This window comes from Planktothrix tepida PCC 9214, from assembly GCF_900009145.1.
Lineage (GTDB): Bacteria > Cyanobacteriota > Cyanobacteriia > Cyanobacteriales > Microcoleaceae > Planktothrix > Planktothrix tepida.
Genome location: NZ_LN889803.1, coordinates 367,011 through 389,087, shown reverse-complemented (window position 1 = coordinate 389,087; position 22,077 = coordinate 367,011). Strand labels below are relative to the sequence as shown.

Genomic DNA, 22,077 nt, shown 5'->3' with positions numbered 1-22,077 from the left:
AGGAAAATTCGCATGTTATTATTCAGTAACAAAGCCATAACAGTTCAGGGTGTCACTGTATTTCCCGACCATAAAGATCCCGACCAGTTTTGGTATCTGGGCACCATCTCTCTGGCAAAAAAAGACGGCAAGCCAGAGTTTACGTTGCTCAAGTACACCTCCGACGCTGCACAAAAAGGTGGGGGGTTTCTCGCCTTCACCGCTGACCTGAGTCTGGACGAACAAACTCGGAATGGCATACTCAGTGAACTCCGTAAAATCTCGAAAAAGCCCAGACTCGCTCCTGTTGTCTTTGATAAAGGAAGCGTAAAGGTGGCCGCTGGGAATGTCGGTCAGGAAAACATATCCGGTCTGGGAGTCCCCTCTTTGGCCGGGGATAACAGTGCAGCCTTTAGCTTGAATTTGACCGAAGAACAAGCCACGCTATTTCAGCGATCGTTCCAAAATCAGGGACAGCCGGTAGGAATCTTCTACGATTTGGAATTCACTGGTTTGCGGCCCGCGCTCGAAGTCAAAGTTACTGCTGATTTCCAGCAAATCGAAAACGCACTGGGAGTTGGATTTAAAGCAACTATTCCCCTGAGTCAAGACATGATGAACACCATGAAGGTGGATTTGAGTACGCAACTGAAATGGCTTCAGGAAAACCAGGGTCTCAAAATTGAAATTCTCAGTCAAATCGATGATGCAGATACAGAAAAACAACGAGAGTGGGCGCTTCAATACTTCACAGAACAGCTGCTTAAAGATTATTTTAAGCCTCAGATAAAAGATGGTGATGTGTGGAAAGATGCTGGCGATCCGCAAGTCGCAGCTCAAGTAACACAGGCAGTCTCGGACGCTGTATTGACTGAGAACGAGACAGAGGGGGCTGCAGCGTCTGAGAACGCGAGTCCAAAGCCACTTCTGAGTCCGATCAACTGGGGAACTCTGGGGATCAAATTTGTTCGTAAGGAAGAAACAAAAACAGCTACCTACACCTACTCCTCAACCCGAGCCTGGAAACAGCGCTACGCACCTCAGGGGTTCTTTGGCATCCTGCTCAAAAACCTCGATCCGAAAGCACATTTTCAGGAAATTAACCTGAATGACGATTTTTTCAAGAAGATTCAGGTGTCAGTCAGTGGGCCACTTGATTTTGACTCTATTGGCCTCGAGTCTGTGAGTGTGGAGCTGAAGTACGGTGGCGACTACAAAGGTGATTTCACCTTTGACAGACACAATAATCAGCGGTGGGCTAAAGAGTTTTCTACCAACGCTAAGCGGGACACAGCCTATGACTATCAGCTCGAGTACCGCTTCAAACCAAATACGCTGTCAGGCTGGGAAGGAGAGAAGAATGTTTACCCGATCAAGGCGGAATCAACCCAGAGCCGGTCACTGCAAATCGATCCATACAAGTCTCTTGGATTTTTGGATATCGCAGCCACGCTAGAACGCAATTTTGTCTGGGCGGAAATTCAGGAAATCGAAGTGCATCTCAGCTATGCAAGCAAGAGCTGGAAACCCCAGCCAAAGGTACTGCGTTTCTTCCCTGACTCACCAACCGAACAGCACTGGAAACTGCGACTGAGCGATCCGGAAGTTCGCTCCTACACCAGCCACTTCGTTTACAAAATGCAGGACGGCTCCACTCATAAAACTGAGCCAGTCACCACATCAGTGTCAACTCTCGTCGTGCCCGACCGGACAAATGGCAAGCTGAATATCGATATTGTGTCCCTGCTCAATCCCATCACCGACCAACTGGCGTTCGTCGATGTTATTTATACAGATGAGGCCAACGGCTACAACTGGACAGGCGATCGGACGCTGACAGCAGGGGCGGCAACTCCCGTCCCGCCCTTGGTCATTCCTCTGATGGACGCATCGAAGCGGAAATTCAACTACCGCTGTACTTTTGTTAGCGTTAACAACCAGCAGTACACACAATCGGAGAACGGAAGGGAAGATCGGCGCATTTTTATCCAATCTGCGGGAAGGCCAGCCTATGAAACTCAGCCGAACGTACTGACGATAAATGTAGATGAGAGCGGTCTTGATTTCAAACGCTTTGACTCTGTAACCGTTTTCTTAAAGTACGAACACGGTACAACCTTGACGAAAACGTTCAGGTACACGCAGGTAACAAGGGAGATTGAGGAGTGGTCTATCCCGGTAAATGACCCTAAACTCAACGACTATAAGTATCGAATCGAGATCAAGCACAAGGCGCTAGACACGAAAATTAACTGGCCAGGACCGGGGGAAGATAAGTGGGGCACGAGTTCAAATCCTTTCTTGGCATTGTCTGAACTTGTGCCTGACGACAGTGCGCTGGCTCGACAAATTAGCAAGTTCCTGGTTAAAGTGGAAACGCAAGCGTTTAAGGTGGGAGGATACGAAGCCATTCAGGTAGTTATGAAATACAACAATTTAGAGAAAAAACCCTTGCTGGTTCCCGATCAGCTCCCCCATTACATTGTATTTGACCTCAACCCTGCTGCTAGCACTTACCAGTGGAAAGTTGGAGGTAAGAAAAAAGATGGAACGAGAAAACAATATCCCACACAAGGGGAGGCAACCGATCGCCAGACCGTTCTGAACCTAGACCAATATTTGCTTGACAATCTCGTGTAACGATCGAGGGGGACTGGGAATGATTCAGCTAGACAGAGCCTTGGGAAATCAGCTAGCCGTAGCGCGAGCAGTCCGGATAGCAGCAGCAGGGATACCCAATCTGGAAGAGCGGGCGGCAAAAACTCTGGATCTCCTGCTGGAGGAAATTCGCTGTTCCCCCCAACCAGACACTGCTTGGGAATTCGGCAGCTTGAGCTACAACGGCTTCCCTGTGGAGTTTACCTTTGGGTCTCACGAGACAGGTATGCGCTACGCAACCGAGGTGGGCGGTTCTGAGGTGAAGCCACAAGATCGGCTCTCCCGTGCCGAGTGGCTGCTGGACTTTTTGGGGGCGGGTCGCCTGCCTGAAGAGGTGAGTGCCCTCTCGCACAAAGTGCAGGAATCCGGCAGCCTGAAGTGGGGAGCTTGGATGGGGGTGCGCCACCGTTTGGAAGGCGATCGCTACAAGCTCTACGTCGAAGTTCCCCAGGAGGGATCTCCTGCGGCTGCGGAAATGGTTCGCTGCTTTCTGGGTAATGAACCATTGCTGCCCAATGGAGGGGCCCAGCTAGTAGCCATCGGACAGGAGACAGACCTGTCGCGAACCGAGTTCTATTTCAGAATCAAATCTCCCCATCTGACGGACTGGCAGGTTACGAATCTCCTGCAACGAGTGGGCTTGGAGTCCAGGCAAGCGGACTTGTTCGGCTTGATTGAGGAAACATCGGGCTATACCTTCAACCGGGCAGGAGCCGGACTGCCTGAGGGAATTTATGGCTTTAGTTTCTCCTTCTCGTCGGGAGCCGAACCACTTGTTTTCTCTGTGTTTACCTTCGCCAAGACCCTCTTCAAAACTGACGGGAGCGTTCGCCACGCTCTGCTGTCCCTAGCACAGCAGAAGGGGTGGAATTTGAGGAACTACGCCGCTTTCACAGAGCCACTGGCCGGTTGCACAGACCCCCTCGAACACCACAATGTCATTGCTTTCTTGGTGGCGCAGCAAGGCCCCCCCGCGTTGCATATCTCTCTGAGCCCTCCTCTGCCGGGAATCAATCGATACCGCCATCACTCATCGAGCAGTATTCGCTCATCTGTTAACTCATCGGTTGACGCCGCGATTCGATTCCTTTGCAATGCCCGCCATCCCGATGGATGGTGGTCAGACTTCAGGCTGGCACCGGGTTGCAGTGACGAGTGGGTCACCGGTTATACAGGCACGGCACTTGCCAGCCAAGCAGTGCCCCAAGCCCTCACGGCTGCCCAGGAGGCGTGGCGCTGGCTGAGCAATCGTTGCCAGCCTTCTGGCTGCTGGGGATACAACAGCTTGACGCCAAGAGATGCTGACAGCACCGCCTGGGCACTGCAATTAGCAGACGCCACAGGTTGTGGCGATTGGGAGCAAGCCCTTTCGGGGCGGGAATTCCTCGCCGCGCACGTCCGGATGGGAGGTGGCATTGCCACCTATGCCACTGATGGACCGATTCGGGGCTTTATCCGAGCGTCGGAGGAGATGCCCTTTGACGGATGGTGCGAACCCCAAAACTGCGTCACCGCAGCCGCCGCTTCCCTGCCCGATGTGCGTGCCGGTGCCTGCGAGTTCCTGCGGCAAAGACAATCTGAGGACGGTAGCTGGAAGAGTTACTGGTGGTGTGAAGATGAATACGCCACTGCCCAAGCCGCTGAGGCTCTGGCAAACGTCTTGCAGCCGGAAGACCGCGAGCGAGTTGGGAGGGCAGTTCGCTGGGCCCTCAGCCGCATCAGTGCAGACGGCTCAGTCCCCTCCACAGTGAGACCTTCCGGCTCTCCCTTCGCCACTGCCTGGATTGTGCGCATACTGGTTCTGGGCGGCGATACCCAAACTGTCCGCGAACCCCTGGAGCGGGCGATCCGCTGGCTTGTACAGCAGCAAAATCCAGACGGTTCTTGGCCCCCCTCAGCAGGTTTGCGAGTTCCTCCTCCCAATATGACTGCTCCGGAAAATTATCAGAACTGGGTTTTGAACAGTTTGATCGAGAGCGCAATTTCTTTAGATCAGCACGGTGTTTTTACAACCGCCACGGTACTACAAGCTTTAAATAGGGCTTGCTGAATAAGGGCTTGCAGATGACGGGGTGTGGGTTAAGCTGGCGTAAAGCCGAGACTTAACAAAAACTGAACTCAAAATCCTGTTCCTTGCTCTGGGTCAGAAAGATTAATCATCAGAAATCAGCCGATTTTGAATTTTTGTTGCAATTCTTAACGCAAATTCTGTCCCTTCTGGGTGTAGACGTTGGTAGACTGTATTGCATGGCAATTTTAAGCTGATTCATAAATAAGCATAGCCTTAAGCGGGGTGACGGGCGGAATGTCCCGTGAACTCCTGACTTTAGAACACACTGTGATAAGAATAGAGATCCAACAGACATGGTAGATTCCCTGAAAAGACCCGCTTTTGACGAAATCAGACCTGGGGTAAAAGTCCCAGCCAAAGAAACCATCCTCACTCCCCGTTTCTACACAACGGATTTTGAGGAAATGGAGAAAATGGACATCTCCGTCAATGAAGAGGAACTCTTAGCCATTCTCGAAGAGTTTCGGGTAGACTACAACCGCAATCACTTTGTCCGGGATCAAGAGTTTGAACAATCCTGGGATCATATTGATGGCGAAACTCGTCGTTTATTCATTGAATTTTTAGAGCGTTCCTGCACGGCTGAATTTTCAGGTTTCTTGCTCTATAAAGAACTCAGCCGTCGTCTCAAGGATAAAAGCCCTGTTTTAGCGGAGTGTTTTCAATTGATGTCGCGGGATGAAGCTCGTCATGCGGGTTTTCTGAATAAAGCGATGTCCGATTTCAATCTGTCCTTAGATTTAGGATTTCTGACCAAAAGCCGTCAGTACACTTTCTTTAAACCTAAATTCATCTTTTACGCCACCTATTTATCTGAAAAAATTGGTTACTGGCGCTATATCACCATTTATCGTCATTTAGAAGCCCATCCCGAAAACCGCATTTATCCGATTTTCCGCTTCTTTGAAAATTGGTGTCAGGATGAGAACCGTCACGGCGATTTCTTCGATGCGGTGATGCAATCTCAACCCCAAATGTTGAATGATTGGAAAGCGAAGCTTTGGTGTCGTTTCTTCCTGTTGTCAGTGTTTGCCACCATGTATTTAAACGATTTACAACGGGCGGATTTTTATGCTGCCATTGGTTTAAATGCACGGGATTATGATATTCACGTCATTGAAAAAACGAATGAAACCGCAGGTCGCGTTTTCCCGGTGATGTTGGATGTGAATAATCCTGAATTCTATAACCGATTAGATATCTGCCTCAAGAACAACGAACAGTTAACGGCGATTGTTAATTCTGATAGCCCTAAATTCGTTCAGTTCTTCCAAAAACTGCCCTACTATCTGTCTAACGGATGGCAGTTGCTCAAACTGTACTTAATGAAACCGATTGATGTTACCGCCTCTCAAGGTGCTGTTTATTAATCAATCCTGGAATGTACATCTAAATTAAACGGAAAGAGGTTCTGTGTTTTACAGAGCCTCTTTATTTTGGATATCATTTCGACAGAACTCGTTTATACTAAATTCACCATATAGCAATCGCCAAGGTGGTTAGGACATAAAAGCCTTTTCCTACCTGTTCCCTGTTCCCTGCTATAGCTTTTTCTGTTCCTCCTTGTTTTCCCCCATCCCTGATTAATCTATGTTAGAAATGCTTAGGAATCAACTAACGCATTTACGGATTGTTCAACGTCTTTTTAACTATTTAAAATCTGTGAATGTAGTTCCTGAATATAATAATACACTCAACCATTTGTCTTATGAACGGTGGCGACATCATTTTTTGTCAGTGCGATTAAATCTGGCGTTTTATATCGGAATTTGTATTTATTTTAGCGCTATTTTAATTAATTTTTTGCAATTTATTCTTTGGAATCAACCCTTTTTAGATCAAACGTTATATTTACAAATATTTGCATCTTTAGGTCTACTAACTTGTTTGAAATTATTAAAAACACCTTGGGGAAATCAACATTTAGGTTATCTATTTTTAGGATTATCAATCTCCCTTGAATTAACAAAACAAATTATTCAAACGGTCAATGGAAATGTTAGCCCGAATTTATTTGGTTGGGTGTTAACCTTTGTCAGTCAAGCAACATTAATTCCCGTGCGATTAATCTTACATTTAACCTCCCAATCGATTATCTTAGGCTATTATTTCGGAATCAATAAATTACTGGGTAATAAAATTATTCCTGATAACTATGATTCCTTAATGTTAATATTATTTTTATTTTGGACTTGTTTAATTTGTAATTTGTCCGTTTACTTGTATGAAAACTTACAACGAACTTGGTTTAATTCGCGACAAAAATTAGAACAAGCTTATGAACAATTAGCTATAACAGAAGCAAAATATCGCAGCATTTTTGAAAATTCCTTAGAAGGGTTATTCCAATCTACTCCTGACGGACATTTTATTAGTGCTAATCCCGCACTCGCCAGGATTTATGGCTATTCGTGCCCGGAAGATTTAATCCAAAATCTTTCCCATATTCCTGATCAAATTTATGTTAATCCTCAACGGCGAGAAGAATTTGTACGTCTCATTAATGAACAAGGAACAGTTTTAGGGTTTGAATCTGAGGTTTACCGTTCTGATGGAAGTATTATTTGGATTTCGGAAAATGCTAGAGTCATTCGAGATTCAGTGGGAAAAATTATTGCTTATGAGGGAGACGTAAAAGATATTACTCAGCGCAAATATTCTGAAGCTGAAATTCACAAAGCCTTACATCAAGAAAAAGAATTAAATCAACTTAAATCTCGATTTGTCTCCATGATTTCCCATGAATTTCGTACTCCCTTAACAACCATTTTAGCATCCGCAGAAGCTTTAGAACATTATAGCCATAAATGGGATGAAGAGAAGAATTTAACTTATTTACGACGAATTCAAACAACGGTTCACCATTTGACAGAACTCTTAAATGAGGTATTATTAATTGGTCAAGGAGAAGCCCACAAAATACCCTTTCATCCCAGTTTAATTAATTTAGAATATTTTTGTTTTACTTTAATTCAAGAGATGCAGGTTGGCTTAGATGATCAAAAACATTTATATTTTATTCCTCCTGAATCCGACTTGCGGCAATCCTCAACTTTACCCGTTCTAGTGTATTTAGATGAAAAACTCTTACAACACATTTTATATAACTTAATTACCAATGCGATTAAATACTCTCCTCAAGGGGGAAACATCGAATTAAAATTAAATTATAATGTTAATCAAGCCATTTTAACACTAAAAGATCAAGGAATTGGGATTCCTCTAGAAGACCAGCAGCATTTATTTGAACCCTTTCATCGGGCAAAAAATGTCGGGGTAATTCCCGGTACAGGATTAGGGTTAACTATCGTTAAAAAATCCGTTGAAATTCAGGGAGGTGTGATTCATATTGAAAGTCAAATCAATTTGGGAACAACAGTAACTCTCATTTTTCCCTTATCAAATCAAGAGTATAACCCATGAAAAAAGTATTAGTCATAGAAGATGATCTCAATGTTCGCTCTATTATTTTAGATATCTTGGAAGCTGAAGAATTTTTAGGAATTGGTGCAGAGGATGGAGAAAAGGGGATAAAATTAGCCAGAGAAATTTTACCGGATTTAATTATTTGTGATGTCATGATGCCGGGATTAGATGGACATCAAGTTTTAGAAGAATTAAGACAGTTTAAATCTACAGCAACCATTCCTTTTATTTTTTTAACGGCTAAATCAACAACGGCTGATTTTCGCTATGGGATGAATTTAGGCGCTGATGATTATCTCAGTAAACCTTTTACACACCAAGATTTATTAGAAGCTATCCATAGCCGGATTCAAAAATACCAAGTTTTTGAACAAAAAGCACAAGAACAATTGGATGAGTTATGTAATAAGATTACCCTTTCTCTCCCCCATGAGTTAAGAACTCCCTTGAATGGAATTATCGGAACTACACAACTGTTAATTGCAGATTTTGAGGAAATGGCACCGGATGAAATTCAAGAGATGTTAGAAAATATTAGTCTGTCTGCGGCTCGTTTATACCGACTAACTTGTAATTTTCTCCTATATGCTGATTTAGAATTATTAGAACGAGATCCGCAAAGATCTCAATATTTTCCTAAAGGATTTATTTCCGACCCTGAACGTTTAATTAGAAGGATTATTGAAAGTAAAATTCAAGAAATTAAAGGAAATTTCCTAAATCCCGGCTTGGAAATCGAAAAATGTGACGTTAATCTTCCTGAAGAAATTTTTAATAAAATTACAGAAGAATTAATTGATAATATGATTAAATTTTCAGCCAATAATACTCAGATTGTTGTTAAAGGATATCAAATTTTTAATTATTATTATCTGGAATTTATGAACACAGGACGGGGAATGACCGCCGAACAAATTGCTAAAGTTGGAGCTTATCAGCAATTTGAACGTCGCATTTATGAACAACAAGGATCAGGATTAGGATTGATTTTGGTTAAACGTTTAGTTCAGTTTTATCAAGGAAGATTAGAAATTGAAAGCACCATAGGAAAAACAACAATTGTGCGAGTTATTTTATCAACGGTTTCTAGTTAAAAATAGGGGAATTTGTTGATTATAAAGTTCCCGAAGGGTCTGGCGTAATAATTCTAATGCGACTCCCCCTCCTCTATATTCTGGCGCAATTCCAACGGAGGCGAGTCCAGCAACCGGAATAGATTTTCCTCCCCACCATTGACCCATAAAAAAAATACATAGCCCTCCGGCTAGGGTTCCATTTTGATAAATGATCCGAAAGTTTTCTAATCCTATAAAATCTCGATACTCATCCCATTCCTGAACGTTAAAACACTGATCTAAAATTTCACCCAGTTGTTGAGCTTCCTAGGGATGGGTAACGGGAGTAACCGGAAGTGATGAAGTCATCGTAGGGGAGGTTGAAGGTTTCTGCCCATAGAAATACCACAGTTGCTAGATTGTAGCAACTGTGGCTAGATCAGTTATCAGTTATCAGTTATCTCTAATTGTAGCAGCAATCGCAAAATTTTTCTATACTGTTTTAATCAATATCCTAGGTGAACGCAGGAAGCTTGCTAGGACTCTGTTGTGGCTGATGGCAGACTTTTCTTATACAATAACAAGGCATAACCTGATCACAACGTTGATTCAATGGCAACTTCGTCTAATCTCGAACAAGAAATTGAGCAACAACCCCAGGTTTTACAAAGGCTGTTAACCTCGGAACGTCCCATTATCCAACAGCTAGTTACAGAATTACATCACCGCCAGATTTCTCAAATTGTGATGGCAGCACGAGGAAGTAGTGATAATGCAGCCCGATATGCTCAATATGTGTTCGGTTCCCTGAATGGATTTTTAGTGAGTTTGGCGACACCGAGTTTATATAGTATTTATCAGCAAACGCCACAATTAAAAAATACATTAGTATTAGGAATTAGCCAAAGTGGTCAAAGTCCTGATTTAGTAGCCGTATTAGCAGAAGCCCGTCTTCAAAAGGTTTTAACCGCCGCAATTACTAATTTTTCCGACTCCCCCTTAGCCCAACAAGCAGATTATGTGATTAACTTAAATGCAGGAGTAGAAAAATCCATTGCAGCGACTAAAACCTATACCACTGAATTATTAGCGATCGCTCTTTTAAGTGCAGAACTCTCTCAACAATCAACAATCTTAAAAACCGTTCAAACTGTTCCTGAATTAGTTCAAAAAACCTTAACCTTAAATCCAGAAATTAATCATTTAGTAGAACGCTATCGCTATATGAAACATTGCGTTGTCATTGGTCGAGGTTATAACTATGCAACGGCTTTTGAACTGGCTTTAAAACTTAAGGAATTAACCTATACTCTCGTTGAACCCTATAGCAGTGCTGACTTTTTGCATGGGCCTTTAGCCATTGTGGAACCTGGATTTCCTGTTTTTGTCATTGCACCATCGGGGAAAGTTTTACCCGAAATACAAGCTTTAATGCAAACTTTAAAACAACGGGAAGCCGAGTTAATTGTTATTAGCGATGATCAAGAAACCTTAAAATTTGCTCAAACTTCGTTAATTTTACCGCCTGATATTCCTGAATGGATTTCTCCCCTCGTAGCCATTATTCCGGGTCAATTATTTGCCTTAAATTTAGCGTTAACACGCCATTATAATGTCGATCAACCTCGTGGACTGCAAAAAGTAACGGAAACCCGCTAGGAACACCAGGAGAAAATTCCCCCCTTTGAATCGTACATACCGTACCTAAGTCTTAATGAACCAAAATTAAAAAAACGTTACATTATAGATAAAAGAACTGAAAAACTCCCACAATCAAAAAAATGAACAGATTATCTGTTTCCCTCTGAAATGGGATTTTCCAGTTTCCAGTCCTCAGAAAATGAGATGTGATTTATGTTCAAAAAACTTTTAAAACCTTTAGCTGTTTTCAGTTTGGTTGCTGTTTTATTTTTTAGTCAAGCCGATGGAGCCTTAGCAGCCCGAAGTGGGGGACGCATTGGTGGAGGTTCCTTTAGAGCACCGAGTCGTAGTTATAATCCTGGCCCTAGCCGTGCTCCAGGGGGATATTATGGTGGGGGCGGGTTTGGATTTCCGTTTATTATTCCCTTCTTTGGATTTGGCGGAGGCGGGTTATTTTCCCTGCTGATTTTTATGGCCATTGCGGGGTTCATCTTCAGAAGTTTTCGGTCAACGATGGAACAAGATGAACTGGGATACAGCAGCAACCCAACGGTTTCCGTCGCCCGTTTACAAGTGGGGTTACTGGCTCAAGCGAGAACATTACAAGCCGATTTAGACCGCATAGCCCAAACCGCCGATACAGGTTCCGCAGCCGGTCGCGCCCAAGTCTTACAGGAAACCACCTTAGCGTTGTTACGCCATCCCGAATATTGGGCCTATGGTTCTTCCCAGTCTGAACAAACCGGAATCAATTCCGCCGAAGCTAAATTTAATCAATGGGCATTAGCAGAACGCAGTAAATTTACGGAAGAAACTCTGTCTAATGTTAACAATCAGTTAATCGGTGGGGTGGCTCCGAGTCTGACGGGAAATAACGCGAATTTAGTTAATCAAACTGGCGATTTAACCCCAACGGAAAACGAATATATTGTGGTAACGTTAGTCGTCGGAACATTAGGACAAATTCAACTTCCCAAAGTCAATAGTCCTGAAACCTTACGTCAAGCTTTAAGTCGGTTAGGTTCCGTTGGAAGCGAACAATTATTAGCTGTAGAAATTCTCTGGACACCTCAAGCCAGTGGGGATACTCTCAGCACCGATGATATGTTGGCTTACTATCCCAATTTAACCTTAGTTTAATCTTAGGGTGGGCAGGGATTTCATATAAGGTGTTTAACAATAACCTACTGTTCCCTGTTCCCTGTTCCCTATTTAAAACAAAAGGAGGTGACATCAGCCACCTCCTTTAAGATTACAAATTAATCATCGAATTAGTAATCGAAATCGCCGCCCATACCAGCACCAGCACCAGCGGTCGCATTATCTTTGGGTTCGGGTTTGTCAACAACAATACACTCAGTTGTTAACACCATTCCAGCGATCGAAGCGGCGTTTTGCAGAGCCGAACGGGTCACTTTCGCTGGGTCAACAATACCCGCTTCAAACATATCCACAAATTCGTTAGAAGAGGCATTGTAACCGACGTTAAAGTCTTTTTCTTTAACTCGTTCAGCCACAACAGCACCGTTAACACCCGCGTTTTCAGCGATCCGTTTGAGAGGAGCAGCCAACGCACGGGACACGATCAACGCTCCAGTTAAAGCTTCATGGGTGAGGTTAGCATTCGCCCACTCTTCTAACTGAGGTGCTAAGTGAGCCAGAGTTGTACCACCACCGGGAACGATCCCTTCTTCAACGGCCGCTTTGGTGGCGTTGATGGCATCTTCCAGACGCAGTTTGCGGTCTTTCATTTCGGTTTCAGTTGCAGCACCGACTTTGATTACCGCAACACCACCGGCTAATTTAGCCAAGCGTTCTTGGAGTTTTTCACGGTCGTAGGAAGACTCGGTTTCTTCCATTTGACGGCGAATTTGCTCACAACGGGCTTTTACTGAAGCTTCATTGCCTTCGGCGACGATGGTGGTGTTATCTTTGGTCAGGGTAACGCGACGGGCTTTACCCAACATATCCAGCTTGGCGTTTTCCAGTTTCAGACCCGCATCTTCAGTGATCAGTTGACCACCGGTTAACACGGCGATGTCTTCTAACATGGCTTTGCGGCGATCTCCAAACCCAGGGGCTTTAACCGCAGCAACATTCAGAACACCGCGCAGACGGTTGACAACCAGAGTCGCTAAGGCTTCTTTTTCAATATCTTCAGCGATAATCACCAACGGACGGCCAGAACGAGCCACTTGCTCCAGAACGGGCACTAAGTCTTGAACTAAGGTGATTTTTTTATCGGTAATTAACAGATAGGGTTCTTCCAGAATGGCTTCCATCCGTTCCGTATCGGTGGCAAAGTAGGGGGAAATATAGCCTTTATCAAAGCGCATCCCTTCGGTGATTTCCAACTCGGTTGTCATAGATTTCCCTTCTTCTAAGGAAATCACGCCTTCTTTACCGACTTTATCCATCGCTGAAGCAATCATTTTACCGACTTCTTCATCGTTTCCGGCAGAGATGGAACCGACTTGAGCGATCGCTTTGGAATCTTCCACTTGGCGAGCGTGTTCAGCGATTTTTTCGACTAAAAAGTTAGTAGCTTTATCAATACCGCGTTTGAGTTCAATGGGGTTGGCTCCCGCAGCCACGTTCCGCAGACCTTCTTTAACCATCGCGTGAGCCAGAACCGTTGCAGTGGTGGTTCCGTCCCCAGCAGCATCGTTGGTTTTGGAGGCAGCTTGACGAATTAGGGCAACACCAGTATTCTCAATGTTATCTTCTAGTTCAATTTCTTTAGCAATGGTGACGCCATCATTCACGATTTGGGGCGCACCAAATTTTTTTTCTAATACAACGTTACGACCTTTGGGGCCAAGAGTAACGGCAACGGACTCTGCCAAGATGTCCATACCGCGTTCTAATGCACGACGAGCATTTTCGTTGTAGATGATACGTTTAGCCATAGGTGTTGTGTTCAGGTTTTAGGTTAATAGTAAAAACGAATTCGGAAAAAGATGGGTTGAGGGTTTAACAAGTCAGATCGCAGAACACCAGTGTGGTGTACGATCTAAAAGGTTGAAAACGCGACTTAGCTGACGATGGCTAAGATATCTTTTTCAGCTAACAGAACAAATTCATCGCTGCCGAGTTTGACGTCAGTGCCAGCGTATTTAGAATAAAGAACTTTGTCACCGACTTTAACTTCTAATTCGGAGCGAGAACCATCATCATTCCGTTTGCCAGGGCCAACTGCCACGACTTCGCCCACTTGGGGTTTTTCTTTGGCGGTGTCAGGCAATAAAATCCCACCTGCGGTTTTTTCTTCAGACGCACTTACTTTGACGAAAACGCGCTCACCTAATGGTTTAACGGTTGATACGCTTAGAGATACAGCAGCCATTCATTAGCCTCCAGTTCACAGCAATAATTGGGAACGAGAGTTGTGTTACTTCCTTTGAGAAATTTCACATTAGCACTCTCAACTCCTGAGTGCTAATTTAGCGAAAATACCCCACCCATTGCAACAACCTAATTTGTACGGGTTTCCGAACAGAGGGGAAGGGGGAGCAGGGGACAGGGAGCAGGGCAAGCAGACAGGGCTGTTTCATATTTGAAAATTATAGTTAATTTAAACTTCTTACTTTTTTCCCTTTTTGTTTCCTAAATTATCGTTTCCGGCGAATGATCCGATTATTCTGAATAATTGCCAGGGCTGTTTCATTTTCCCAAATTGGGGAGTCAATTTGACTCCCCAATTTTTAGGAATGAGGCGAAAAAACTGAGTAATTCTAACTGAATTGTCTGGAGTTTTGCTCAGGAGATAATTTTCTTAATTTTTAAATAACAAAAACTTATCTAAATCTTTCATATAGAGAACTTACATCTATGTATTTAGATTTTTATCGCTTCAAAAATCGATTATTTTCAAGATTTTAGGGCAAACAATTCCTCCAGACTGAAAATCTTGTGCCAGTGAACCGTTAACCATTGTTGTCCTTCTGTTATTGATACAAAACCCCAACTTCTGGTTCCCTGGGCTTTCCGGTAATCCTTGACTTTTTTCAGTTTTTTTATTAGAGTTGTTAGCATCTTTATTTTTACAAAAGAATCAGCGACCGCTTTTGATTTTATCAGCTAGCGATCGCTATTTCTTTACTCTTTTCCCCCCGACTTTGAAACAGCCCTGCTTTATTAAGGAGGATTTAGGGGGATCTAACCTCGGCTGTAATCACAGGTTTTCGGCTTAACGGGACTTAATCTTTGAAGCCGGGGTTGAAAGTCCAGCCAGACTCAAATATAAACCATAGATATCAGGGATTTCAGCAATTATGAACGTGCCAGCCATAAACAAATCTATCATTTTCGTAGACTCCTCAGTAGAAGACTATCAAAGCCTAATTGATAACGCCGATACCGCTCAAATTGTAATTTTAGATAACATATCTAGCGGGATTGAACAAATTACTAATGCCTTAGCTAATCAGCAAGATATTGAATCTGTACACATCATTTCTCATGGTAGCGAAGGCAGTTTAAAACTCGGTACTGATGTACTGAATGGGAATGATATAGAAAATTTCAATACTCAGCTACAACAGTGGGGAAATGCTCTAACAGAAAATGGCGATATTTTATTATATGGATGCAACGTAGTCGCCGGAGAAACGGGCAAGAATTTTGTTAAACGATTAAGTGAAATCACTGGGGCAGATATCGCCGCCTCTAACGACTTAACCGGAAATCAAATATTAGGGGGGGACTGGGATTTAGAAATAGTAACGGGCAACATAGAAGCCACCGTACCCTTTAATCAGGAGGCGATGGCAGATTATGACTATACACTGGCTAACTTTGATGTCACGGCAGCAACCGATGATGGCACTGGCACTGTAGCAGGTACATTAAGCAAAGCCATTTTAGACGCGAATACCGCAGCCGGCGATGACACGATTACCCTTACTACAAATGTCAGGCTGACTGGGACTCCAAATCAGCTAATTGACAGCAATATTGCCTTTATTGGCGGAGGTTTTTCTGTTAGCGGGGATGTTAATAATAGCGGCACGAATAATGCAGGTGATGTTCGTCCCTTCTTTGTCAAGTCTGGAACCGTCAGTTTCTCCAACCTGACCATTAATGGAGGAAGGGCACAAGGAGGAAATGGCCCGCGTGGCGGTGGTGGCGCGGCTGGTATGGGCGGCGCGTTATTTATCTATAACGGCATTGTGACAATTGATAACGTAACTTTTACCAGCAACCAGGCGATCGGCGGGAATAGCGCTCCGGGTGCCCTAGGTGGTGGCGGCGGTCTTGGCGGCGACGGCGGAAGTGCCAACTGGGCTAGCGGCGGAGGTGGTGGCGGCTTTGGTGGCAACGGTGTCAGTGGCAATAACGTAAGTGGCGGAGCTGGCGGAAGCGGCGGGGCATTCGGCGCTGCCGGTGCTGGCGGCAAGGGTGCAGACAACTGGGATAGCGGCGGCAACGCCGGTAGCTTTGGTGGTGGCGGCGGTGCGTCTGGCGACCAAGGCAAACCAGGTGGCTTTGGTGGCTTTGGTGGCGGCGGTGGTGCTGGTACAAGCACCGGTGGCTTTGGTGGCTTTGGCGGTGGCGGTGGCTATGGTACTGGTGTCACAGGCGGCTTTGGCGCTGGCAATGGTGGTACCATTGCTGGTGGTGGTGGTGGTGCCGGGATGGGGGGCGCGATTTTTGTCAGAGAAGGCTCTTTAACGCTGCAAAACACCACCTTCACCAACAACACCACGACAGGCGGCACGGGATCGAACAATAATGGCAAAGCCCTGGCAGGCGCGATTTTCGTGCTGGATGCAGCCGCACAAACCGCACAAACCACCCAAGGCAACACAAAGGGAATGCCAACGGCTCTTCCCACCGTCACTGCCCTTGGTTTCCTACGCACCAGTGGCAATGCTGCTGCTGAGAACGCAAGCACTACCACAGATAATAATGATATCTACGGGACAATTATCAACACTGCCCCTGTCCTTGCCGATACCGTCGTCACCCTTAGCAGTATCTTAGAAGATGCAGTTGCACCCACTGGCGCTGTTGGCACCCTCATCTCATCTATTGCAGCCATCGGTACAAACATCACCGACCCCAACACTGGCGCAGTCGCAGGCGTAGCCATCACCGCCGCCGACACGACTTACGGCAGTTGGTTCTATACGACAGATGGCGGTACAAATTGGAACCCCTTGGGCGCAGTATCCAATACCAGCGCTCGCTTACTGGCAGCCGATGCCAACACCCATATCTACTTCCAACCAACAACCGCCAACTACAACGGCACTATCACCAACGCCCTCACCTTCCGCGCCTGGGATCAAATAGTGGGAACGAATGGTAGCACAGCCAACACCAGCATCAATATTGGTGTTAGCACCGCCACCGACACCGCAGACATCACCGTCACCCCCGTCAACGACATTCCCAGTTTCACCGCCACCAACCCAACAGTAAATGAAGATGCGGGAGCGCAAACAGTAACGGGTTGGGCAACTTTCAACGCTGGCTCAGCCTACGAAACTGCCCAAACAGCCACATATATCGTTAGTAACATTGGCACTCCCAGTTTATTTGCAGTGGCTCCAGCAATAGACGCCAACGGTCAACTCACCTACACTCCTGCGGCTGATGCTAATGGGACTTCGACGTTTGATGTTGTGGTGCAAGATAGTGGTGACACTGATAACGGCGGTGTGAATACTTCCACGACTCAAACCTTTACTATTACTGTTAACTCTGTTAACGACAAACCCAGTTTTAGTAACGCTGGCAACCAGATATTAACAGCATGGACAAACACAATTCAAACTGTTAGCAACTGGGCAAATACTGTTATCTTCGGCCCCGCCGATGAATCAACTCAAAGAGTCCTCAACTACACTGTTACTAACACCGATAATACCTTATTTACCGCTCAACCAACTGTAGCAATCGATGGCACGTTGACCTACACTCCCAGTGGTAAACCTGGTACTGCCACTGTTAGCGTGAAACTGCAAGATGACGGTGGTACAGCCAATGGTGGTGTCGATCTTTCCGACATAGCTACTTTTGATATCACCATTCCCGCACCAAAAGTTAACCTGACTGTTAGCACCAATACTGCCAGTGAAGCCGGGACAACAGCTATTACCTTGACCGCTACTGCTGAAGGTAATGTTGTCGGTGCTCAAACCCTTGATTTAGCATTAACGGGTACTGCTAGTGCGGCTGACTTTACTGGTACTATTCCCACTCAAATCACTATCCCAGATGGGAGTAATACCGGACAAGTAACCATTACAGTTAAGGATGATTTGATTGCTGAAGGTACGGAAACCGCTACTTTAACAATTAGCAACCCATCAACAGGAATAGCATTAGGAACTACCACTAACCAAAGTGTAACGATTACTGACAATGATACGGCGGGCATTACTGTTACACCCACCACAGGTTTAACCACAACAGAAGCCGGGGGAAATGCCACATTTACAGTCGTATTAAATAGTCAACCCACAGCCGATGTCACCATCCCATTAACAAGTAGTAACACCGCCGAAGGTACAGTAGACAAAACCAGTTTAACCTTCACCGCAGCTAACTGGAATGTGGCACAAACCGTCACCATTACCGGAGTAGATGATAGCGTAGATGATGGAGATATTGCCTATAATATTGTTACGGCTACTGCTACCAGTACCGATGCTAATTATAGTGGTTTTGATGCTTCAGATGTGGCAGTTACTAATACCGATAACGATATCAAAGGCATTACTGTTACACCCACCACAGGTTTAACCACAACAGAAGCCGGGGGGACAGCTAATTTTACAGTCGTATTAAATAGTCAACCCACAGCCGATGTCACCATCCCATTAACAAGTAGTAATACCGCCGAAGGTACAGTAGACAAAACCAGTTTAACCTTCACCGCAGCTAACTGGAATACTCCCCAAACCGTCACCATTACCGGAGTAGATGATAACATCGTTGATGGAGATATTGCCTATAATATTGTTACTGCTACTGCTACCAGTACCGATGCTAATTATAGTGGTTTTGATGCTTCAGATGTGGCAGTTACTAATACCGATAACGATATCAAAGGCATTACTGTTACACCCACCACAGGTTTAACCACAACAGAAGCCGGGGGAAATGCCACATTTACAGTAGTTTTAAATAGCNCTCCCACACCGGAACCAATACCAACTCCCACACCGGAACCGACCCTAGCTTCCACACCGGAACCAACAGTCGCTCCCACACCGGAACCAATACCAACTCCCGCACCCCAACCAACGGCTGTATTTGATCTCTCAAAGTTTATTGTTGGACTATCGTTAAACACAACCGAACCCAGTGGAGAACCCCAACAGGGGACGAGTAATGATGACCAAATATTCGGCACAGATGAGAATAACTGGATTAACTCAGGTGCTGGAAATGATCAGGTGTACGGGTATAAAGGCAATGATTACCTCGACCTCGGTAGCGGAGATGACATCGCTCATGGCGGTAAAGAAGATGATTATATTATCGGTAGTGAGGATAATGATCTCATTTTTGGGGATGAAGGCAAAGATGTCCTAATCGGAAATAGCGGTAATAACATCCTGTTTGGCGGTCAAAATGATGACTTTTTACAAGGAGGCGACGGTGATGATCAGCTGTTTGGCGGTCAAAACGATGACTCCCTCCGAGGCGGTGAAGGTAATGACAGCCTATTCGGAGATATTGGCAGCGATGTCTTAGAAGGTAATGCAGGTGATGACTTGCTCTTGGGTGGAGAAGACCAAGACACTATGTCTGGTGTTGCAGGTAATGACACCCTCTATGGCGGTCAAGCCAATGACCTTGTAGATGGAAATGAGGGCAATGATATCCTATTCGGAGATTTAGGGGATGATACCCTCGATGGCGGTGAGGGTAACGATATTCTCACTGGTGGTGAGGGTAATGACTGGTTAGTCGGAGCCGGGGGCGATGACACCCTAACAGGTGGTGCGGGTAATGACCGCTTCTATCTAGCTAGTAGTTTTGGGAAGAACCTGATTACCGACTTTACTAACGGAGAGGATATTATCGCTTTAACCGGAGGTCTAACTTTTGAACAGTTAGAAATTACCTCTTTTAACGGCTCGACTCTGATTAAAATCGCCAGTAGTCAACAACAGTTGGCTGAACTGTTTGGAGTCGATAGTAGCTTGATCGGTGAGAGCAATTTTGTTCTCGGATAACAGTCATTAGTGTAGAGACGTGCTACGGTGCGTCTCTAATACTGATTTTTCATACAATCAACCCGATCTTCAACACATCAACAGCTAACACCTGTACACTTTAAAACTGTTAGGATATAGTTTTAAGGCTTTTTAGATCAAACGGCGTAATTATATGTCATCTTCGTCTGAATCTGCGATGATTGCCACTTCTGAGTCGGGTTTAGGGACTCAACCTCTGGTGAAAGCGGTGCAAGCTTTGGGATTAGATAAAATTCAGCGCCATATTTTGATTTGTGCGGATCAAACTAAACCCCTCTGTTGCTCTAAGGAAGAGAGTTTAGAAGCCTGGAACTATTTGAAAAAACGATTAGCCGAGTTAAAACTGGATCAGCCGACAGAGACTCAACCCGGTTGTACGTTCAGAACCAAAGCCAATTGTTTGCGTGTTTGTACTTATGGCCCTATTTTAGTAGTTTATCCTGATGGGGTTTGGTATCATTCTGCAACACCAACTGTGATTGAACGAATTCTCCAAGAGCATATTTTGGGATCTCAAGTAGTAAAAGAGTATGTGTTTCTCACCCATCCTCTACCCGATTGTTTTTCTTGTGTCCCACCAGAGGTCAAGGATTAGCTAAGAAATCTATTGAAACGTTAAGTCTTTTTTTGCTTAAGCATTTGTAACTTATATAGATCCGATTTCCGGTATGATGGATATTGGATCACTTCTTACTAAAATGTCGTAAACTTGCCTATATATCTACTTTTCAGAACGCTGTTTTATTGACAGCTAAATCAGGAGACTACTGACTTTAGAGAAATGTCTCCCTAGCTCAGGGGTAGTCACAAAATATAAGACAATCAAGGTTTTTGAGTCCCAAGATCAAGAAAAAGCCGTTCATCCGGCTCCTTGAATCAATCTCAAAAATTGTCCTTGATGTTGCAGGATTCTCCATTGGAACATATTTAAAATGAAGGATAGTAACGGAGAACAAAAACGACTCATGCTGGTGGATGATGACCCCAACCTGGTCTTATTGGTCAGGGATTATTTAGAATTTCGGGGATATGATGTCATCACCGCAGAGAACGGCAGAGTAGCATTGGAAATTCTCGAACAAGAACTTCCTGATCTGATGATCTGCGATATTATGATGCCAGAAATGGACGGCTATACTCTAGTTAAGCAAATTAGAGAAGATCCGCGTACCGGATGGATTCCTGTTCTATTTTTATCAGCAAAAGGACAAAGCCAAGATAAAGTCAAAGGTTTGAATACCGGAGCCGATGTCTATATTGTTAAGCCTTTTGAACCTGAAGAATTAGTGGCTCAAGTGGAATCTTCCCTGCGACAAGCATCCCGTTTGACTCAGCGCCCAAATCCCAATGTGGATAATGGCCCTAAATTACGGGTGCGTCGGAATGTAGAACTCACCCCTACGGAATTAAGGGTTGTACAGTTAGTGGCCCAAGGTTTAGCGAACCGTGATATTGCTCGGATTATGAAAGTCAGTCAACGCACGATTGAAAGCCATGTGAGCAATATGTTGGGAAAAACAGGCCTTCATAATCGCACAGAACTAGCTCGATGGGCACTAGAAAGCAAAAAAGCCTAGAACATCAGGGTTCAGCCGAGGGAAACACTAAAAATCCAATCACCATTCCAGAGCACAGGGGACGGAAAAACAGAAATAGGATCAGCATAACTGGGGAGTTATGGCTAATTCCCTCAATAAATTTACGTTGAGGTGATTAAGATTACGAGGACTGTTCCTTTATTCGGTATACTAGAAAGGTTATAGACTATTTCTATATTGTAGATCAGTAACAACCAAATCCTTAACTGTTGTCATCGTCCAGACCCAGAAGTGATAGAAACAAACAGGGCTAAATCTTAAGTTTCATTTCGTGTGAACAGTTTCCTGTAACACTGAATCTTTCAAAAGACTAGCCAATGAAGTTTTACCTTGTTCCTGGGTTTCTCACCTATTGACACGAAGTAAAATTAACCTCAGCCCAATGATTAACACTAAAAATCAGGATATAACTTGGTGTGTTAAAAAATGGCTCA

Annotated in this window: 13 protein-coding genes; 10 read left to right on the top strand and 3 right to left on the bottom strand. The window is 44.6% G+C overall.

Annotation, left to right across the window (positions count from 1 at the left end; translation table 11 throughout):
* Positions 1-12: 12 nt before the first annotated feature.
* The 5 genes from PL9214_RS19430 (at position 13) to PL9214_RS19410 (ending at position 9,228) form a co-directional block, all read left to right on the top strand.
* A complete protein-coding gene (locus tag PL9214_RS19430) occupies positions 13-2,619 on the top strand; it encodes a hypothetical protein (protein ID WP_072720410.1) in 2,607 nt (868 codons plus the stop codon).
* 19 nt (positions 2,620-2,638) lie between these two features.
* Positions 2,639-4,687 carry a prenyltransferase/squalene oxidase repeat-containing protein gene (locus PL9214_RS19425; RefSeq protein ID WP_072720409.1) on the top strand — a complete coding sequence of 683 codons (2,049 nt, stop codon included), beginning with the start codon at positions 2,639-2,641 and terminating at the stop codon, positions 4,685-4,687.
* 314 nt (positions 4,688-5,001) lie between these two features.
* The gene (gene acsF, locus PL9214_RS19420; RefSeq protein ID WP_072720408.1) at positions 5,002-6,078 is read left to right on the top strand and encodes a magnesium-protoporphyrin IX monomethyl ester (oxidative) cyclase; all 1,077 of its coding nucleotides are present in this window, start codon (positions 5,002-5,004) and stop codon (positions 6,076-6,078) included.
* Between the two features lie 292 nt (positions 6,079-6,370).
* Complete coding sequence (locus PL9214_RS19415; protein WP_186440407.1) at positions 6,371-8,131, top strand: PAS domain-containing sensor histidine kinase; 1,761 nt, start codon at positions 6,371-6,373, stop codon at positions 8,129-8,131.
* On the top strand, positions 8,128-9,228 hold the full coding sequence (locus PL9214_RS19410; RefSeq protein WP_072720406.1) for a hybrid sensor histidine kinase/response regulator: 1,101 nt from the start codon (positions 8,128-8,130) through the stop codon (positions 9,226-9,228). The genes PL9214_RS19415 and PL9214_RS19410 overlap by 4 nt, the downstream gene beginning before the upstream one ends.
* On the opposite strand, the gene PL9214_RS19405 is transcribed toward PL9214_RS19410, so the two are convergent.
* Complete coding sequence (locus PL9214_RS19405) at positions 9,211-9,504, bottom strand: GNAT family N-acetyltransferase (protein WP_083580085.1); 294 nt, start codon at positions 9,502-9,504, stop codon at positions 9,211-9,213. The two genes, PL9214_RS19410 and PL9214_RS19405, sit on opposite strands and share 18 nt — an antisense overlap.
* 297 nt (positions 9,505-9,801) lie before the next feature.
* Here PL9214_RS19405 and PL9214_RS19400 point away from each other — a divergent pair, with 297 nt between their 5' ends.
* Both PL9214_RS19400 and PL9214_RS19395 read left to right on the top strand, forming a co-directional pair.
* Positions 9,802-10,848, top strand: a complete 1,047-nt coding sequence (locus tag PL9214_RS19400; protein WP_072720405.1) for an SIS domain-containing protein — start codon at positions 9,802-9,804, stop codon at positions 10,846-10,848.
* Between the two features lie 195 nt (positions 10,849-11,043).
* Complete coding sequence (locus PL9214_RS19395) at positions 11,044-11,970, top strand: DUF1517 domain-containing protein (RefSeq protein ID WP_072720404.1); 927 nt, start codon at positions 11,044-11,046, stop codon at positions 11,968-11,970.
* Positions 11,971-12,101: 131 nt separating this feature from the next.
* Here PL9214_RS19395 and groL read toward each other — a convergent pair whose 3' ends face one another.
* Both groL and groES read right to left on the bottom strand, forming a co-directional pair.
* Positions 12,102-13,739 carry a chaperonin GroEL gene (groL, locus tag PL9214_RS19390; protein WP_072720403.1) on the bottom strand — a complete coding sequence of 546 codons (1,638 nt, stop codon included), beginning with the start codon at positions 13,737-13,739 and terminating at the stop codon, positions 12,102-12,104.
* Positions 13,740-13,864: 125 nt separating this feature from the next.
* Positions 13,865-14,176 carry a co-chaperone GroES gene (groES, locus tag PL9214_RS19385; protein WP_072720402.1) on the bottom strand — a complete coding sequence of 104 codons (312 nt, stop codon included), beginning with the start codon at positions 14,174-14,176 and terminating at the stop codon, positions 13,865-13,867.
* Positions 14,177-15,104: 928 nt separating this feature from the next.
* Between groES and PL9214_RS30140 the strand changes: the two genes are divergently transcribed.
* The 3 genes from PL9214_RS30140 to PL9214_RS19360 all read left to right on the top strand — a co-directional run bounded on the left by PL9214_RS30140 (position 15,105) and on the right by PL9214_RS19360 (position 21,622).
* Positions 15,105-20,024, top strand: coding sequence for a DUF4347 domain-containing protein (locus PL9214_RS30140; protein WP_083580084.1), 4,920 nt, complete (start codon positions 15,105-15,107; stop codon positions 20,022-20,024).
* Positions 20,025-20,202: 178 nt separating this feature from the next.
* Complete coding sequence (locus PL9214_RS19365; protein WP_139295114.1) at positions 20,203-20,640, top strand: (2Fe-2S) ferredoxin domain-containing protein; 438 nt, start codon at positions 20,203-20,205, stop codon at positions 20,638-20,640.
* Between the two features lie 337 nt (positions 20,641-20,977).
* Entirely contained in the window at positions 20,978-21,622 is a 645-nt protein-coding gene (locus tag PL9214_RS19360) for a response regulator transcription factor (RefSeq protein ID WP_072720400.1), read from the top strand.
* Positions 21,623-22,077 lie beyond the last annotated feature (455 nt).

Bases quoted from the DNA above. Each gene is read 5' to 3' on its own strand.
- PL9214_RS19430 (WP_072720410.1), top strand. From the start codon at position 13: ATGTTATTATTCAGTAACAAAGCCATAACAGTTCAGGGTGTCACTGTA.
- PL9214_RS19425 (WP_072720409.1), top strand. From the start codon at position 2,639: ATGATTCAGCTAGACAGAGCCTTGGGAAATCAGCTAGCCGTAGCGCGA.
- acsF (WP_072720408.1), top strand. From the start codon at position 5,002: ATGGTAGATTCCCTGAAAAGACCCGCTTTTGACGAAATCAGACCTGGG.
- PL9214_RS19410 (WP_072720406.1), top strand. From the start codon at position 8,128: ATGAAAAAAGTATTAGTCATAGAAGATGATCTCAATGTTCGCTCTATT.
- PL9214_RS19400 (WP_072720405.1), top strand. From the start codon at position 9,802: ATGGCAACTTCGTCTAATCTCGAACAAGAAATTGAGCAACAACCCCAG.
- PL9214_RS19395 (WP_072720404.1), top strand. From the start codon at position 11,044: ATGTTCAAAAAACTTTTAAAACCTTTAGCTGTTTTCAGTTTGGTTGCT.
- groL (WP_072720403.1), bottom strand. From the start codon at position 13,739: ATGGCTAAACGTATCATCTACAACGAAAATGCTCGTCGTGCATTAGAA.
- groES (WP_072720402.1), bottom strand. From the start codon at position 14,176: ATGGCTGCTGTATCTCTAAGCGTATCAACCGTTAAACCATTAGGTGAG.
- PL9214_RS19365 (WP_139295114.1), top strand. From the start codon at position 20,203: ATGATTGCCACTTCTGAGTCGGGTTTAGGGACTCAACCTCTGGTGAAA.
- PL9214_RS19360 (WP_072720400.1), top strand. From the start codon at position 20,978: ATGAAGGATAGTAACGGAGAACAAAAACGACTCATGCTGGTGGATGAT.